Source organism: Peribacillus sp. NPDC097895 (assembly GCF_050277555.1).
Classification (GTDB): Bacteria; Bacillota; Bacilli; order Bacillales; family DSM-1321; genus Peribacillus.
Genome location: NZ_JBNNSH010000001.1, coordinates 1,355,366 through 1,372,592, shown reverse-complemented (window position 1 = coordinate 1,372,592; position 17,227 = coordinate 1,355,366). Strand labels below are relative to the sequence as shown.

Genomic DNA, 17,227 nt, shown 5'->3' with positions numbered 1-17,227 from the left:
TACTAACAAGAGTATTGCAATACTAGACTTAGACCTCTTTGGAACACTTTTAGCATTTTTAATAGAAAAAAATATGGTTAATATTATCATGATTATTAAAAAAAATTGTTGTGCAGAAGACATAAAAACCCCCCTTTTCTGGTGTTACGATTTAACGAATGCGAATAATGGTTGTTATGAGAAGAAACTCCACCGTCGAGAAAGTGTTCTTTTACGAATGGTAAAAAGAATGCTTTACCGCCCATTCCGGAATATATGCTAAGACAAATTCCAATCTTAAAAGTCAATTTCTAGAACTAATGCACACGTTAGTTTAAGTACTATTCTTCACAAACTACCAGCTGGTTTAATTCAATAAGAAGAAATAGCGTCCTGTTGACGAAATTGTTGTATGGTTAATGTTTTTAATTATCGTTATTAGATAGGTATTCTGCTACATCTTTTGGAACTTTAAAATTTAAATTTAGTTTCTTGGTTTTAAATTCGATATAAGGACTATCTTTATATGTAATAATTGTAGCGATTTGTTTAAGTTCCTTTTTATCTGTATTAGGCTCTCCAAGTTTTACTGTATCCTCTTGGTACATCTTATACATATACCCTTTAGTTGAATTTGAAGGAATATCTACAATACTCCATTTATCAACTTCTAGTGTATTAACAAATTCACTTACATCCTCTTGATTATCTATAACGTTTAAAACCAATTCTGGATTTTCTTCTGACGATACTTCTATCTTTTGGGATTTATCAAGCCCAGGATCTTCTTTCATATCTTCTTTATCTATACTACACCCTAACAAAAATATAGATAGGCTAAAAACAAATATAAATTTCATGCAATTTTTCATGATTGTTGTCTCCTCCAAGAATCAAATTCATACACTTACTTACTTAACAAAGAAAATTTTAACATTTATTGATTATTATCACTATACATCTACAGTCTAAATTAATATCGGTCTTAAGCCTATCCTGCCCCGACAGATGCATAAAGAAAGAGCTACCTTAAAGACAGCTCTGATCTTCAGTTAACTCACCAGTAAGGTCGATGCCTCTTTTTCACTGTAATATTTCGCGCTGAAAATTACACAGAAAATAGTGCTAAAGTATATGTTTTTCTTGCCAAACTTCCCATTGAGGGAAGCCGTAATAGGTTCTCACCTCAGGGCTTTTCCCTTATCTCTTTTCGTTCATGTAAAATTTCTTGAATGATTTCAATATGAACAAAAGCCCATGATTTTTCATGAAAATGAAGAAACACACTTATGGCGAGAATGGAAATATAAGTTAAAACAAAGGCAACCCAAAGCAAACTCCCATCTTTGAAAAGGAAATCTTGTAATTGTTTTGAAAACAGAAAAAAAAGCCAAGGTCCAGAGGATATTATAATAGGAATGATTCCCGATCCGTTTTTCTCTTTTATCATACAATAATAAATTTTTTTTAACGTATCGCTATCAATCGAACTATAAAAATTTTGAATTTCTTCCACTTCTTTAAGTTTCTTCATACATTTGAAAGATCGGTCTTTGTATGAGACTTTTTTTAATTGAAGATAAATTTTATGAGCATCTCCACGTAATGAAAACATATGCCTAATTTTTTTCCTCCTTCCAAAAAACTCCTTACTAGAGGTTTTGTAATAATCCGTCTTTTTATTTTACAAATTATTGGTACACCCATGTAGCTAACTCTCCCGTTAGCCATCCATGAGGCGAAAAAATCAGCGTTTTACACAGAGAATGAAAATGGCGAAAAACTGTTAATACTTAGAGCCCATTCGTTAGCACCTTTAGTTCTATAAGAAAAGGCTGTCAAAACAACAGCCTGACTATTACACCCTAAGTTTGTTTTCTTATATCTATTTAAGGTCCATAAAAAATCATAAATAGCATTAGAAATATGTTTAATATTAACAATATCTTACCAAAGAGATATTTTATAGCTAAAACAGAAAATACAATAGAAATCAAGAATGAAAAAATTGCTAGTTTTGCTGGAAAATACACAACGTCTAAAATGCTTGACATAGAAAAATACAAAAGAAAAATGCTAATAAATATAAATATCATTGAAAAAATTAATGAAATCGTGATAAAAATAAAAGTCCTGAGTTTTTTCAGATGTTGTTTCTCATAACTATTATCAACCATTTTCCCTCCTGATATTAAGTTTGTTTAATCCTTAAAAATCGACCTATACCGAATACTATTCTTTATCTGAACAATAAATACCTTCTTCAACTATCCTGCCCCTTTAGTTCAATAAGAAAAAGCTGCCTTAAAGACAGCTCTGATCTTCAGCTAACGCACCCGTTAGTTCTATAAGAGGTTGCGTCAGGAAAATGCGTATTTATAACGTTAAAGAAATTTCGATATTAAAAAGCCCAATTTCTCAGCATTAAAATTGAGAAATTGGGCTTTTTTCGTTACTCCATTAAAGCGCCCTTTAACGGAACAATTCTATTCGTCATTCAACAGTTTCATAATCAACCTTCGTTGTAAACGGCTTATTAGTATAACTTGAATGGCACCCTCTCAGCTCTTTAAACTCCCTCAACTGGGCTCCTGCTGATTATTCCGACGGTCAATAACTGCTTCAACAATAAAGATTACTTACTTACTTTTAAAAGAAACTGATCGATACGTTCTTTTTGCCGTAAGTGGTGCCGGAAATGCATTTCGATTAGCTGAAAATATTCCTCTGCATTTAAATATCCCATTCTCCGGTGCTGAACTTTCTGGCTGGCCGGAATTTCAGAGAGCTTTCTCTCTATCTCTTGCATTTTCTCAATGATTTGAAGCAGTCCTTCCTTTACTTCTTCTTTTCCTGTAGGATTTGGCGGTGTGAAATCTGGTGTATCCGGACCCTTTAACCTGATTGGAGGAAACGTTCCTTCTTTGAAAATCGATTCGCCTATTTCTGTTTTTTCACCGTCATCGGAAGTAGTGCTATTAACACATTGCTTAATGGCTTTCAAATGAAGCTGAAGGGTGCCCTTTATTAAATGATTGTACATTTGTCCTAATGACCATTCTTCCTCAGAAGGCTTCCTTGTAAACTCATCTAGCGAATATTTACTTAACTCTTCAATATAGTATGTAGCCACCTGTTCGAATCGCTTCAATATCTCTTTTGTATCCAATAGGTCTCCCACTTTCTTTATAATTTTCTTTCTCCTTAATGTTGAGTAGTTCGTCCCAATGCTAAACTAAATAACATCTTCTGACATTAACTTCGACTTACTCACAAATAATCCCTTCTCTTTTATTCAAGAATATGGTCAATTGCTGAACAAAGGTCAAACAGCACTCTTCAACTATCCTGCCCCGTTAGTTCATTAAGAAAGCCTGTTTGGAAACAAAGAAAATAAATAAAGAGATAGCAATATTCATATACCCCCAAAATCCTTTTCTGTCTTTTTGAAGTTCGGCTAATCCTGTCATCAACGTAAGTGCCCCAAGGAAAAACATATAATACGGCAATAATTCAAAGGTTTGAGTTATTAGACTATAACCTGATAGAACAATAACCACTATTGTTAAGATAATTCTAACCATTTTCAAGAATATATTTCCCCCTGCAATTCTGTATTAATTCATATTTAATTATATCCATTAAAACTTTTCATTGTCTGAAGGAATAGAAATTCATAATGAACTAAACTGCCCCTTTAGTTCATTAAGAAAAAAGGCCACCAAATAGCAGCCCCCTGATCTCAACTAATTTTTTACTTGATTTTGAATGTATGATTATTGTAAGAATCATACATTCAAATAGCCGCCAATTGGCGGCCTTCTTATTGAGCTAACGCCCAGTTAGCTCAATAAGGAAATATAAATTCTAAAATTAAAGAAATTTGAGTTGATGAGATAAGGGAGTTTTACCTGCCTTGTTGGGATTTATGACATTTTCCCCATAATATTTATAGTGCCATCAATAATGATTTTAATAAGAATCATGGACAATCAGATCTAGGAACGTATCGACTTTGTGAGCTTTACCTAGCTATGAATGTCAACCTCCTAGAGGAATTGAGAGTACATAATTGTAGAGTTCGTTTTCAATCGAGATTCAATAATCTCGAGAAGATTCGTTGTTTGTAATAAATTAAACCATTCATCCTAATTCAAAAGAACAAATTTTTTTGAATCAAACGCTGTTTTTTTGATAAAACAAAAGCAGAAATTCCAATTAATATTATGCCCATGATTGCTGGAGTGGTGTGGCTAACGATTGAATATAACTGTCCGCCAATAATTGGTCCAATGACTCGAGCTAGCGATTGAATACTTTGAGAACCACCTAGGATACGGCCTTGTTCTCTGCTGCTAACAGATTTTGAAAGCATACCATTAAATGATGGACCAAAGAAAGAATCACCGAATCCAAAGAAAATCATCCCTATGATAAAGATTGGATAAAACGCTGTAAATGCTGAAATGGCAATAAAGATATATCCTATAATTTCACTTATCATACCTAAAAGAGCGATTTTTTTATCCGGCAAAAATTTAAGTAATCGTGGCATAATGAGCGCTTGTGAGAAGATGTCAAGCACTCCCATTAATGAAAACGTCAGTCCGATAAGTATAGGCTTCCATGCAAATGTATCTATTGAAAACTGAGAGAAGATAGCTTGTAATGATCCATTAGGAATCCAAATCAGGAATCCAGAAATCAGTAGCCATTTAACAGATTTAAAGGAAAATACATTTGATAGTTGCATAAATGGATTAAGCTCCTTAACGGAAATGCTAGAAGAGCGTCTGGACTTTTCAAGGCTCTCAGGCATAAAGAAATATCCATATAGGGCATTGAGCAAGGTTAATACAGCACCAGCATACATAGGGACACTATTACCGAAAGTTGCAAGCACTCCTCCAATTATTGGACCGAGAGCCGTGCCGGCCCCAACAACAGCACTAAGCCAACCAAAGTATTTTGTACGATCACTGGAAGGAGTAATATCAGCAAAGTAAGCAAAAATCGCTGAAATTTCGCCGCCTGTCAAACCTTCTATGATACGTCCAAGGAAGAGAATCCAAAGTGCCCCTCCAAGACCAAATATTAAATAGCCAAGACTAGAACCGATTAAACTAATAATCATCACTGGACGGCGACCATATCTGTCACTTAATGCCCCTAAGACTGGTGCAGCCAAGAATACAGAAAGTGCGTATATAGAAGTAAGTAATGTTACTGCCATAGTCTGACTGCTTGGATCGCTAGTATAAGGTTTCACTAGAAAAGGTAAAACAGGACTGACGATAGTCATTCCCAGACCAGTTAAAAAGACAGAGATAAACCCAAACGTTAGTGCATGTTTATTGATAGAAGCATCCATTATATTTCTCCTTTGTAATTATTGTTTCCTCGTCAACAAAATTACCTTAACACCATATTGTTTCCTCGTCAACAATAAAACAAAAAGATCACTTAATCAGTGATCTTTTTTAAATGATGCCTGTAACGACCAATGAAACGAAAAATAGTGTCAAATTCGTCATCAGTCATGTTTTTAAATATTTCTTTGTCACGATCGAGAAACGACCGATGCAATTCTTGATGGACATTATTTACTTTTTGCCCTTTAGTTGTTAAACGGAAATATATCTCTTTTTTATTTTTAGCATCTTGGTAACTCTCAATAATATTTTTAGCTATAAGCTTCTTGGTGAGCTTGCTTATAGCACCTCGCGTCATATAGCTTGCAGCCGCAAGTTTTGTTACGTTTGCACTTGCGATTAGGGCGATATTTTCAATTAATTCTATCTCATTCAAAGTATAGCCGTTTAAAGTTGATTCTAATTCTGGTTTATTAATCCAAATTATTTCATTGCATAAATCCATAAGTTCACTCATTAACTGCTGCCGTTTATCCATGATAGCTCCTTCCCGATTTATATACTGTATACCCAATGATTTATATACAACATGCCTGAATTTTGTTTCTTTAGCAAAAACCAAAAATCTTATTGGACTAAACTGCCCCGTTAGTTTAAGTACATTTCTTAACAAACTTATATTAGTTCGCAACTAAGATTTAAGAACATCATTGATAAATTCTGTTTTTGCTTTAGTGTACGCTTCACGATCATTGCTATATTTTTTTGCTAAATTTCTTTTAAGAATAGCGTATTCATCAATAAACTGCTGATTAGTCCGTAATAAATCACGAAAAAGTAGCTGATTATCCCACCGTTCTTCTCCCTCAAGTAAAATATGTAAATGTACTACTCGTTTGTCGTTAATTACTTTCACAAAAAATCTTTGCCAAGATCGATTGTCTATGTTAGGTGGTACATAATTCCAGTCGTGATTAGCTAAAAATGAAGATATTTCTTTTATTTTTTGAAATGAATCAATTTTAGCCATTAAATCAATGATTGGTTTAGCTGGTAAATTTGGTATAGATGTACTTCCATAATGTTGAATTTCCGTTATGCCGAAAGTTGAAAGAAGATTAAGAAGAAGTGCTTTTTCCTGATTACCTTTTTCTACCCACTTGGGATTTGGTTCGACAATGTCTATTGTCTCATTAGCCCAAACGGGCCATGTGCTTTCATCATGAATATCTTTCATTTTACTCTCCCTCAAGATTTCAATTTTTTCAGTTTCAGAAAAATCTTAGTACCTGCATTCTTTTACAAACCTGCCTCGATAAAAAGAAAAAGCTACCTTAAAGACAGCTCCGATCTTCATCTAACGCACCCGTTAGTTCATTAAGGACACAGTAAAAAAAAGTCCCTTATTGGGGCTGTTTTTATTTAGATAATATTAAATTAAATAAAAGCCTGTGACCAAAACAAAAAGGTAAATAAACATAGAGTATAGGGTTAAGATGTATTCCTTTTTTTCTCTTTTATATTTCCATTCCATGAAAGCACGAAAACTTAATGAAATAAGGAAGTAGCCAATAAGCAAGGGGATAGTATTAACAACAAACCATATTAAGATAAGAAACGCTATTAGCACAGATATTTCAATCCACTTCTGATATTTATTAACACCTTTGTAAAAATGACCCTTACTTTTACCAATCATTAATTTCTTCTTCAACCAACGTTCAAACACTATTGCAATAATAAAGAAAGCTATAATAAAAATGATGTAATTTAACAAAAAACTCACCTGCCCTGACTACCAATTTTAATGATGTGAATTATTTACTTGTTCCTTTTTCCAAGCGAAAACCCAGCAGCTAATAAAGATCTGTCGCTAAACCAATAGTAGTAGTGTCGTTTAAGAATGCTTCATTTACCACATCTCTTATGCTATTTTTCAAGTCTACATGATACCAATTAGAAATGTAATAAGTAAGTGGAAGACTGATGTAGTTGAAGTATTAAATATGAAATTACAATAGGCTCAATAACTCCTTATTTATTCTTTAAATACCTAAGCATTAAGTAAATTCCACCTACTATTATCACTGCCCAGAATATTAAAGGGGTTATTTGTGTTAAGGTTTCCATATTTCTACCTCCATTTTGATATTTTTATTTCACAGGCAGTGTGGTTATTTACGCTACCTTTTTCTAAGGACACTTTATTTCCTGCTACTTTTTATACGGACCAAAAAGGTAAAAGTTCCCTTTTGTTGAACTAACCTGCCCCTTTAGTTGCATAAAGACAAAGCTGCCTTAAAGACAGCTCCGATCTTCAGCTAACACATCCGTTAGTAGAATAAGGAGTTACCTTTTATTCCTCGTTTAATTGCTTTAACCACTCTATAAACCATTCTTGAGGTAACTTTACTTTTGAGAGGTCTACATTCTGCAATTCTTTTAATGAGTAAGTATTTACCAAAAACAAACCCCATTGACATTCAATATCTCTTGCTATCCCAAAAGCTATTTCATCAAGTTCATTAGATGCTTCAGCTTCATCTTCCTCAAAAGCCATTGTGAGGTTATCACACCACTTAATAAACTCAAATTGTGAAAATCTGTTTTCTTTTCTACATACGGTATTTAACAAGTTCTTTAAGTTTTCGAACGAGAATGGAAAATCTAAAATGTTTTCATTCCAGTTCCAATTCATAAAAACATCCCCTATAATCACTGTAATTACTTACTATCCTCATCACCTTCTACTCTCTAATTTAACATTTTCTTATACAACTATCCTGCCCCTTTAGTTGCATAAGAAAAAGCTGCCTTAAAGAGAGCTCCGATCCAATATAGTAAGCCAAACTCATTACCACTCGCTCCTTGTTATCCTTTTTGAACTAGCGCACCTGTTAGTTTAAGTACAATCCTTCACAAACTAACTTTGAAATAAGAAAAAGAGGTGCGGCAGCTACCTCCTTTGTTCAACTCAAGCCCCCTATAGCATTCCTATGAGCATTAATTATCGGCTTTGAAAAACAAAACCATTCGGTATGATGAGAGTATTCCACTGCCGGCATCTTTGGAGAAGCTGGAGATCTGAGTACTCACGGGGGATTTTCAAATGATCCTTTATTTCAATCTGCACCCCATCTTATCAAAAACGTTCTTATCTCTTGCGTTCCTCTAAAGCAACCTTATACCTTGTGGTTTGAAATCCTGCGAATAACCGAGTACGTGAGCATTATCTATTAAACTGAGGGAGTTCAATAAGAACGTAATAATTTAATAAAAAAAGCCAGTTAGGTAAACGGGTTGTTTTGAAATGAAAATATACATAACTACCACAGAATTAACGCAAGGTGTATGATAGCATTAAATATCAAGTTTACGGGTACCAATCCATTTCATAATTTCAGGATCACGATGTGAAAAGAACAAGCTTTCTTTCGTAACTAGAGTAGCGATTCTTTCCATATCCTCTTGACCTAATTCAAAGTCAAAGATATTGAAATTTTCAATCATTCTTTCCTTACGAACAGACTTCGGAATCGATACGACCAACATAGTTGCTCTTTACAGGTTTCTTCCGAGTAATAAGATTCATATCATATTGGATCTACATATAAAGTTTAATATGCTTTATACCGGTTATCACTGTGGAAGTTATCCCTACGAATATAATTACCAGCATTGAATAAAAAAGTCTTAAATCCTTTAATGTGAAAACTCCAAATAAAATAATAAGGGAATCCAATAATAACAATGTAACTCCAACATTTATAGAAAACAACTTTGAAAAAATTAATGCTAATAAATCGATGCCACCAGGACTAATATGCTCCCTTAGCATAAATCCAACTCCAATACCAATTATGGTACCACCAAAAATTGTGCTGTATAAAGTTGGCAAGTGTATCATGAGCTGAAGTGGAGTTAACAAAGCAATTATGATACTAGAAAGTGTTATTCCTAACAAACCGTTAATAAAATAGGTTTTATCATACACACTGGCAACAAGATAAATCGGGACATTTAAGCAGATGAATGTAATCGCAATATGAAAACCCAGTAAATAATTAAGAATTAAACTAACGCCCCAAAACCCTCCATTTATAAGGTGGATTGGTATAATAAAACCATTAATGCCAATCCCCATCAATAAGCTTGATAATATGGTTATCGAAACTTTTCGATTCATCAAATCATCCTTTGTCCAAATCTTATACAATATATGGTCAAGATAAGATTTTTATCCAAAAATTGTATTCAAATTGAAAAAGGCCTTTAATTATTAGAATAGCTACAAAGTTCAATCAAAGTTCCATCAGTTGACACGGGATTAACATAAATGAGCCTTCTTCCACGTATGTTTGTACGTAGTGTGTCCTCTAGAAAACGAACTCCATTTTTACTTGCCTCGAGTATCGCTTTGTCCAAATCGTCAACTCGATATGCAATATGATGCACCCCTTTTCCGCGTTGCTTTATAAACCGCGCCATTGGAGAGTTCTTGTTGGTTGGTGCCAATAATTCAATTACTTTATCATTAGTTCTGACAACAGCAACATGTACTTCAACACCAGGTGAATCACTTGTATAACGGTCCTCTAATAATCCATTTAATACATTAAGGTAAAAAGGAAGAGCGTCATCAATACTTCTAACAGCAATTCCGACGTGATCTAAAACATATTCTAAATGATTTCCTAGCAATTTAGTCCCTCCTTTGTGCATTAGTCTCTTTAATAAAAGCTAAGTCTATTTAAAATATATATTTAATCCTCTATCATTCAGGACTAATTTGGAAATGGCTTTAAGATTGGTGTCTCGATTCTTAACATATTTCATTTCCAATGGAATTCTGCTTTAACACTACAATTGTGTGGATAATTTCCTCTTAATACCGCATCAATAATTGTACACACAAAGAGGAATTTTTAATATAAAGGATAACCCAATAAACTTTTTGCCGATTAAGCGCAAAACTATCCTTTTTGTATATTCTTATAGCTTCAACTTAATTTAATAACAATTCAATCTGTCTTTTAGCCCTTTTACCTTCTGGAATCGGAAACAAGGGAAAAACATGCATCATACCTTGATATTCATAATATTGAAAGTGACTAGGATTTTGATTTATCATTTCGCGTGTATCTGGATTAGTTATATCATCAGTTCCAGAAAATACTATGATATTAGTAGTTTGATCAAAGTCCCCTTTCATAGGACTTAGAAGGACATCCGTTAAAGAACGACTTCCTGCAAACGATTTTCTAATATCCTTTAATGCTGGTATTGCAGTGATAGGATCTCGTTTTTGAACTACTTCGATTTGTGGATTTTGCAATTCAAGATCAACTAAAGGTGAAATAGCGATTACTTGTTTAGGAAAATGTAATTTTTGTTCTTTTAACAATTGAATAAACGCTAGCGAAATAGTGGCGCCAGCAGAGTCACCCATTATTGTTAATTCCCCTTTGTTTTTGATGAACTTTTGATAGATATCTAGCAAATAATTCATCACATCATCTATATTATTTTTAGGTGCCAAAGGGTATAACGGAACAATTACATTAACATTAGTATTCTTCATTAGATTATCTATAAATGCCCAATGCAGCGATGAAATAGGTAATACAAAGCCTCCCCCAGGCAAATACATGACTGTCTTTGACGATTCTTTTGTTCGAGAACGTAATGTATACATTGGATATCCGAAGCTAGAATGAATGTCAATATCATAGTTCTTGTACATCGTCTTACTTGGTATTGCGACATCACACTGTTTTTTCTTTATAAGTATTTCAAGTTCTGATCCTTGCTTCGTCCAGACAGAATTAATCTTAAAAATTTTAGCCAATAATTTTAATAATTTACTTTGAAGACTTGTCATAATTTACATCCTTTTTGATTTCCTCTGCCCAATTTATTTCAGTTTGCAACTGTTCAATTTGTAATTTAATAGAAAAACCTGCATTTTTTTTAGAGGTATCTAAATGTTTAGAATCAAAATCATCAAATTCATTTTGGAATTTATTTAACTGTTTCAACAAGAACTCTTGTTGTCTATGACAACGTTTAATAAAATCCTGAGTTAAATGCTATCTATCACTAGCTTGTAAAAGTCCGAAGTTATTAGCCTTAATATGGAATAATTTAATAAAATTCACACTTTCAGTTGTATCCAACATAAGCGAGAAAAAACGTTCTTTTCCTGAACTAGTTATTTTATAAGTTTGTGAAGAATGATTTGATTTAAATGGTATATCTTCATTTGTATATTCAATATATCCATCTTTCAACATCTTCTTTAACAATGTAGATAAAGTACCTCTACTTATTTTGAACCAAGGTTCAATTATTTTGGAAATTAAATATGCGTGAGCTGGAAAATTCATCAAGATTGATAAAATAAAGATCTCGTACATGATGAATGTGCAATATCGTAAGATAAAGGCTAAAAGAAACCCCTATTATTTGTGAACTAACCTGCACCGTTGGTTCAATAAGAAAAAGCTGCCTAAGCAACTCCCTTATGGAAGTATAGCACTCGTTATTTGAAGAAAATTTTCAAGAAGATCTTTGTTTCGTACTGCTTCCTTCAATTGTCTTAATTTTTTTAATGAAATAATAATGCTTGTAGAGGGCGAGCACTACCAACAGGATTTTCACTAAAAGGATGTCCACATAAAATACAGAAATTACGATGAAGAAATCGGCAACTAAATTGATTCTGATTTTCTCTTTTCGAGTCATACCTTTTTTTTGTAAGAATGCTTCAACGTATTTTTTATATAATGAAGTTCTTTTGAACCAGATTTCAATCTTCTTGGAACTTTTCGCAAAGCAAAAAGCAGCGAATAAGTAAAACGGGCCCCCCGGTAGAACAGGTAACACAGTCCCTGCAACACCAATCACAAGGGATATGAATCCAAGCAGAAAAAATAGGATACTTTTTAATTTTTTTATGGTAATCACCTTTTTATTTATATTCTATGCCTTTTATACGTAAAGAGGAAGTAAACTTTATCATTGGCTATCAATTCTAGTTAAGTGAAAAGTGGCACCAGTGTAAGTTATGTTTAATTTTTATATACGATTAACTAAGATAGTATATATCTTCTTTTTCTCGAATAACTTTGGCTTGTACCAGCTGTTCAGCTTCTTTCATCAAAGCCTGTTTATAGACGAAGCGGCGATTGATCATACCGTATTTTGGATACTCCCGATAACCGGTGAAATTCCGGATCAGGTTGATCATTCGTTTTGTCTTTTTGGCTTTTCATTTACCATCTGGTAATTGCTTCAATCAATCTAATGACTCATGTTCTTTTTATCCAAATATACAATCATTTAGTGTAGCGTCAGGAAAATACAAAATTACAACGTTAGAAATTCCAATATTAAAAAGCCCAATTTCTTAGTATTACTATTAAGAAATTGGGCCTTTTCGTTTTTTTAGTTGCTTAACGTTGTAAATCCGCGTTTTGTTGGCCTTACTTCTAAATCATCATAGCACGGCTTTGAATAGGTCGAGTTATATTAATATCTGCGAATAGCCAGATCAACTACGGTGTAATTCTTCTTTGACGATAAGGCATGTTTTGAGCAGTTACAAACTGCATGGTTATAATTACGCAAAAGTTCATGTTCGACTGTGGTTGTTGGTTTACCATCAGGTGGAATTATCCATTTCTTTGCGTGACGCATCCGATGAGAGTTGTTTTGCTGTATCGAGAAATTGTTTAACCATGGTTGAATTGTCATCGGTTCGCCAGGCAATGCTCATTTCTACGCGCGGGGCTTCTCCCTCGATGTTCACATACGCGACGTCCCGCGCATGTAAGTTCCCTGTTGATCTTGGTACGATACTTATACCAAGTCCTGCAGCAACCAACCCAACAACTGTCTGTATTTCTTTCACGTTTTGACGGATGATTGGGCTGAAGCCAGCATCGTGACATTTCGAGAGGATATCATCGTACCAGCTCGGCCAAACCTCCCTCTCCACTAATATAAATCTTTCTGTGCTGAGATCACCCATTGATATTGAAGCGCGTTGGGCGAGTGGATGCAACTTCGGTACGACGGCGATACAAGTCTCTTGATGAACAGGCAAGAGTGATATGATCGGATCAACCACAGGGTTTCTTACAAAGCCGATGTCGATGTCCTTACTGTGAAATGCCTCAATTTGCATTGGTGTTGGCATCTCACGAAGAACCAAATCTACGTATGGGAACTGTTCATTAAACGCCCGAACAATGATTGGAAGAATATCGAATGTTGCAGATCCGACAAATCCCAACACTAACCGACCAAGCACTCCCATCTGTGCCTTTAGGGCTGCAGCCTTAGCAAACTCTAATCTGGTAAGGACATGGCGAACCTCATGCAAGAAAACCTTGCCCGCGTTTGTCAGCTCTACATGTCGTTTTGTTCTCTCAAACAATTTCACTCCAAGTTCCCTTTCAAGTTGTAAAATCTGTTGACTTAAAGGTGGTTGTGTCATCTGTAAGCGTATTGCCGCCCGACCAAAATGCAACTCTTCGGCCACTACAGTGAAATATTCAATTTGACGCAGTTCCACGTATTTCCCCTCCCCAATTAAGTCGTTATTCGACTTAAAAACATGACATTTATATATTAGACACTAATTAATTCTCGTTGTAAAGTGTTGTTAGAATGGAATAAAGAGATAGAGAAAAAATAATTTTCTAAGGGAGAGATTCGTTCGTATGAATGCTTCGATGGCTATTTTATGTCTTATATGGGGCTTTAATTTTGTTATCATGAAATTAGGAAATGGTGCTTTTCCGCCTGTCCAATTTGCAGCATTTCGATTTTTGCTTGGTGCTATCGTACTCCTCGGTGTGTGCTTTATGAAAAGGATTCCCCTACCGAATAAATCGGATATCAAGTGGTACGTTCTTTGCGGACTTCTCCAAACTTGCTATTTTAATATTGCTATCCAAATATCGCTTAACTATGTCAGCGCGGGCCTTACTTCTGTGTTGACCTACAGTATGCCGCTTTTTTTATCGATCATGGCTCATAGATGGATTCCAGGAGAAAAGTTGACGGCAAGAAAAGCGTTTGGAATTGTGCTAGGAATAGCCGGTTTACTTCTCGCCATGAATATCCATTTAGGGGGATCTTCCTGGGCTGTGTTTCTGGCATTAAGCTCCGCTATTTCTTGGGCAATAGCCAACTTACTTTATAAATTGAAATTAAAGCATAGTGATGCAATTCAATTCACTACATGGCAAATGACGATTGGAGCGATGGGATTATTGATATATTCACTTTCATTTGAACACGGTGAATCGCATTGGGGAATCATGCCAGCCGTTTATATTCTATTTGCAGGGATTGTTGCCTCTGCCCTGGCGTTTGTAATATGGACTCATATTTTAAGTCGTACAGAAGCAAGCAAAGCATCAATTTCTTTACTACTTGTACCCGTCGTAGGTGTCATCTCCGGATGTATATTTTTGCATGAAAACATAAAATTAGTTACGTTAGCAGGGATTTTACTTGTCCTGGTAGGAATATGGTTTGTAAATAGTAATAGTACTCGCGATTCCCATAGGGTCAAATCAATTTAGTGGATAAAGTATAGACGAAACGACCTTATTGTGGTCCTAACCGGTGTTTTTAATTTCCTTATATCATGTCAACCAAAATAGCGAACCGAATAAAACAATAGAGTGGGAAGCCTTGTGTATTTCTCGCAACCTTCTCTCCTCATAAACATGTTCCGCCCGGTATTCTATCCTCTTTGTCGCATGGAAAGATAGGCACTGGAAAAGCAAAACTAATCAATGCTTGTATTAGCAGCATTATTTATTTTGAACAAGAGCATCGGAAGATACAAGATTTCAATCAAATTGCTCATCTTTCTCAGTGCCGCGATGAGCCCAATTCAATCCCAAAAACAACTGAGGCTACAAGAAGTCCGGAGCCTGTTATTATCCGAATCAGCGGATGCAGCAGATGTTGCATTCCGTATTGACTATGCGTGAATATTCGCCCCTGTTTGGTTTACCACCTAAAGAAGATATAAAACGCCTGAAGGCGAACTATGAAGAAATGATAAACGCGTGAATCCCCTGCCTAATGATGGGGATTCTTTTTTGTGAAGAAAAAGGACAATTTTCTAGGGAGATGCATGTGAATAATTACACTTAAAGGGCCAAGTTATTGAATCACTCGGTGGTAAATTCGGCTATTTATGAAAAATAGAGATTGTGAAGAAATGTACTTAAAGTAATTGGAGTTTAGTTACGTGTAAGAAGCGTGGTGAGGTCGTAGACCAAGCGTTATTAAAACATGAGGTGAAATTTTCTTTGAGGGGTCAAGAAGTCATGTAAGAAGGTCAAAGTAAGCGATCCATGCTAATATCAACATGGATTCCCAGTCCAACCTGTAATGAAGATACTTAATCTATTTCGGAGCTGTCATTTAGGCAGTTCTGATTTTAATCTGAAGCACCCTTTAGTTCTATTAAAAAAGGTGATTATCCTTTTCAGAAATCGCCACCGTTAATATAATACGGATTGAAATTTTTACTGCATAATTAGTGGTGGAAATGTACTTTTTCACTTTAATATGAAGGGATGATACGTGTAATTTTTTCGTACATTGATATTGAGTGGCTTAAGCGATGTCATACTGCCTTCACGCAATTAAATAAAAAAAGGATCTTCAAAATGGAGATCCTTTTTTTATACTTCTATGTGAGGTCTAACAACCTGACGCTAAAAACCTCATCCCCCACTCCTTTCACTAACGCATTCGTTAGCGACAAAAAGCCCAAGGCATATTGCTGATCTTGACAATCCTTTTGCTTGAAACTAATTCATATGTGTCTTTTTCGTGTATGATCGAATTAAAGTGTGACAATAATCGGCCCATTTTTAGTAAGGATAATCGTATGTTCCAATTGAGCTACATAGCTTTTTTCTGTAGCATAGGTCCAACCGTCTTCCTTTTGGAATACTTCTTCTTCAAAGGTTGAGATAAATGGTTCGAATGCGATAACCATCCCTTCCTTTAATATTTCATTATCCCAAGGATCATAATAATTACAAATATGGTCAGGTGCTTCGTGTATTCTACGTCCAACACCATGTCCTGTAAGGTTTTTGATAACAGTGAATCCATGCTGGCTCGCTGTTTCGAATACCGCTTTTCCGATTCTACTTTTTTTGGAACCGGGTTTTGCCTTCTTAAGACCTGCTTCAAATGCCTTTTTAGCAACGTCGCATATTTTCGTTAATACTTCTTCTCCTTCTCCTACTACAAATGAGATTCCTGTATCTGCGAAATAACCGTTCTTTGAAGCAGATACATCTATATTTACTAGATCCCCTTCATGAATAACCCGATGACCCGGAATACCATGTGCCACTTCTTCATTTAGACTAATGCAAGTATAGCCAGGAAAATCATATTCACCTTTTGGAGCTGAAACTGCACCTGCTTTTTCTAAAAGTTCTCCGGCTATATCATCAAGTTCTTTTGTCGTTATCCCAGGAATTGTTCTTTGTACCAATTCATCTCTAATGGAGGCGATAATTTTGCCAATTTCCTTCAAACCATTAAAATCTTCTTCTGTTTTTGCAATCATTTTTTTCCTACCTCATTATCTTTTATCTTCAATTAATTATAAATAATTATACCTTAATTTTCCCGAAAGATTCAAGCAATGTAAGATGAGCATATGCTACCCGATTGGATCGCCCTGCACGGCCACGTAGCTGATAGAGCTCTTTTTTGCTCTTGATGAAATAACTAAAATAAATTTGACTTCTTATTGACCTAAACTGCCTCTTTAGCTGAAGAAATAAATTGTTTTATATTTCTTTTATTAATCTCCTATCGTT

At 34.8% G+C, this 17,227-nt stretch carries 18 protein-coding genes and 3 pseudogenes; 2 read left to right on the top strand and 19 right to left on the bottom strand.

The window, feature by feature from the left end:
• Positions 1-404 precede the first annotated feature (404 nt).
• The 18 genes and pseudogenes from ACQKMH_RS06600 to ACQKMH_RS06515 all read right to left on the bottom strand — a co-directional run bounded on the left by ACQKMH_RS06600 (position 405) and on the right by ACQKMH_RS06515 (position 13,929).
• Positions 405-851, bottom strand: coding sequence for a hypothetical protein (locus tag ACQKMH_RS06600; RefSeq protein WP_427586621.1), 447 nt, complete (start codon positions 849-851; stop codon positions 405-407).
• A 314-nt stretch (positions 852-1,165) separates the two neighbouring features.
• Entirely contained in the window at positions 1,166-1,495 is a 330-nt protein-coding gene (locus tag ACQKMH_RS06595; RefSeq protein ID WP_427586620.1) for a hypothetical protein, read from the bottom strand.
• Between the two features lie 1,119 nt (positions 1,496-2,614).
• A complete protein-coding gene (locus ACQKMH_RS06590) occupies positions 2,615-3,148 on the bottom strand; it encodes a DinB family protein (RefSeq protein ID WP_098370177.1) in 534 nt (177 codons plus the stop codon).
• Positions 3,149-3,335: 187 nt separating this feature from the next.
• A complete protein-coding gene (locus ACQKMH_RS06585) occupies positions 3,336-3,563 on the bottom strand; it encodes a DUF3953 domain-containing protein (protein ID WP_427587526.1) in 228 nt (75 codons plus the stop codon).
• 569 nt (positions 3,564-4,132) lie between these two features.
• Positions 4,133-5,350, bottom strand: a complete 1,218-nt coding sequence (locus ACQKMH_RS06580; RefSeq protein ID WP_427586619.1) for an MFS transporter — start codon at positions 5,348-5,350, stop codon at positions 4,133-4,135.
• A 92-nt stretch (positions 5,351-5,442) separates the two neighbouring features.
• Entirely contained in the window at positions 5,443-5,889 is a 447-nt protein-coding gene (locus ACQKMH_RS06575; protein ID WP_427586618.1) for a MarR family transcriptional regulator, read from the bottom strand.
• Between the two features lie 153 nt (positions 5,890-6,042).
• Complete coding sequence (locus tag ACQKMH_RS06570; protein WP_427586617.1) at positions 6,043-6,588, bottom strand: GrpB family protein; 546 nt, start codon at positions 6,586-6,588, stop codon at positions 6,043-6,045.
• A 195-nt stretch (positions 6,589-6,783) separates the two neighbouring features.
• Complete coding sequence (locus tag ACQKMH_RS06565; protein ID WP_427587525.1) at positions 6,784-7,080, bottom strand: DUF4181 domain-containing protein; 297 nt, start codon at positions 7,078-7,080, stop codon at positions 6,784-6,786.
• A gap of 627 nt (positions 7,081-7,707) precedes the next feature.
• Positions 7,708-8,049, bottom strand: a complete 342-nt coding sequence (locus ACQKMH_RS06560) for a hypothetical protein (protein WP_427586616.1) — start codon at positions 8,047-8,049, stop codon at positions 7,708-7,710.
• Positions 8,050-8,711: 662 nt separating this feature from the next.
• A pseudogene (locus ACQKMH_RS06555) lies at positions 8,712-8,897 on the bottom strand (aldo/keto reductase); the annotation flags it as partial.
• Between the two features lie 58 nt (positions 8,898-8,955).
• Positions 8,956-9,537, bottom strand: coding sequence for a YitT family protein (locus ACQKMH_RS06550; protein WP_427586615.1), 582 nt, complete (start codon positions 9,535-9,537; stop codon positions 8,956-8,958).
• An 86-nt stretch (positions 9,538-9,623) separates the two neighbouring features.
• Complete coding sequence (locus ACQKMH_RS06545) at positions 9,624-10,052, bottom strand: VOC family protein (RefSeq protein WP_427586614.1); 429 nt, start codon at positions 10,050-10,052, stop codon at positions 9,624-9,626.
• A gap of 304 nt (positions 10,053-10,356) precedes the next feature.
• Positions 10,357-11,232, bottom strand: a complete 876-nt coding sequence (locus tag ACQKMH_RS06540) for an alpha/beta hydrolase fold domain-containing protein (RefSeq protein WP_427586612.1) — start codon at positions 11,230-11,232, stop codon at positions 10,357-10,359.
• Complete coding sequence (locus ACQKMH_RS06535; protein ID WP_427586611.1) at positions 11,213-11,389, bottom strand: hypothetical protein; 177 nt, start codon at positions 11,387-11,389, stop codon at positions 11,213-11,215. Before ACQKMH_RS06535 ends, ACQKMH_RS06540 begins: the two co-directional genes overlap by 20 nt.
• A 51-nt stretch (positions 11,390-11,440) precedes the next feature.
• Entirely contained in the window at positions 11,441-11,767 is a 327-nt protein-coding gene (locus tag ACQKMH_RS06530; RefSeq protein ID WP_427586610.1) for a PadR family transcriptional regulator, read from the bottom strand.
• Between the two features lie 142 nt (positions 11,768-11,909).
• A complete protein-coding gene (locus tag ACQKMH_RS06525; protein ID WP_427586609.1) occupies positions 11,910-12,317 on the bottom strand; it encodes a YbaN family protein in 408 nt (135 codons plus the stop codon).
• Positions 12,318-12,441: 124 nt separating this feature from the next.
• A pseudogene (locus ACQKMH_RS06520) lies at positions 12,442-12,648 on the bottom strand (hypothetical protein); the annotation flags it as partial.
• Between the two features lie 366 nt (positions 12,649-13,014).
• Positions 13,015-13,929: a LysR family transcriptional regulator gene (locus ACQKMH_RS06515; RefSeq protein WP_427586608.1), complete on the bottom strand. Its 915-nt coding sequence runs from the start codon at positions 13,927-13,929 to the stop codon at positions 13,015-13,017.
• Positions 13,930-14,077: 148 nt separating this feature from the next.
• Between ACQKMH_RS06515 and ACQKMH_RS06510 the strand changes: the two genes are divergently transcribed.
• A complete protein-coding gene (locus ACQKMH_RS06510) occupies positions 14,078-14,947 on the top strand; it encodes a DMT family transporter (RefSeq protein WP_427586607.1) in 870 nt (289 codons plus the stop codon).
• 303 nt (positions 14,948-15,250) lie between these two features.
• Positions 15,251-15,446: pseudogene (locus ACQKMH_RS06505) on the top strand (AraC family transcriptional regulator); the annotation flags it as partial.
• A gap of 784 nt (positions 15,447-16,230) precedes the next feature.
• Here the strand turns inward: ACQKMH_RS06505 and map are convergent.
• Positions 16,231-16,971 carry a type I methionyl aminopeptidase gene (gene map / locus ACQKMH_RS06500; RefSeq protein ID WP_427586606.1) on the bottom strand — a complete coding sequence of 247 codons (741 nt, stop codon included), beginning with the start codon at positions 16,969-16,971 and terminating at the stop codon, positions 16,231-16,233.
• Between the last annotated feature and the right edge of the window lie 256 nt (positions 16,972-17,227).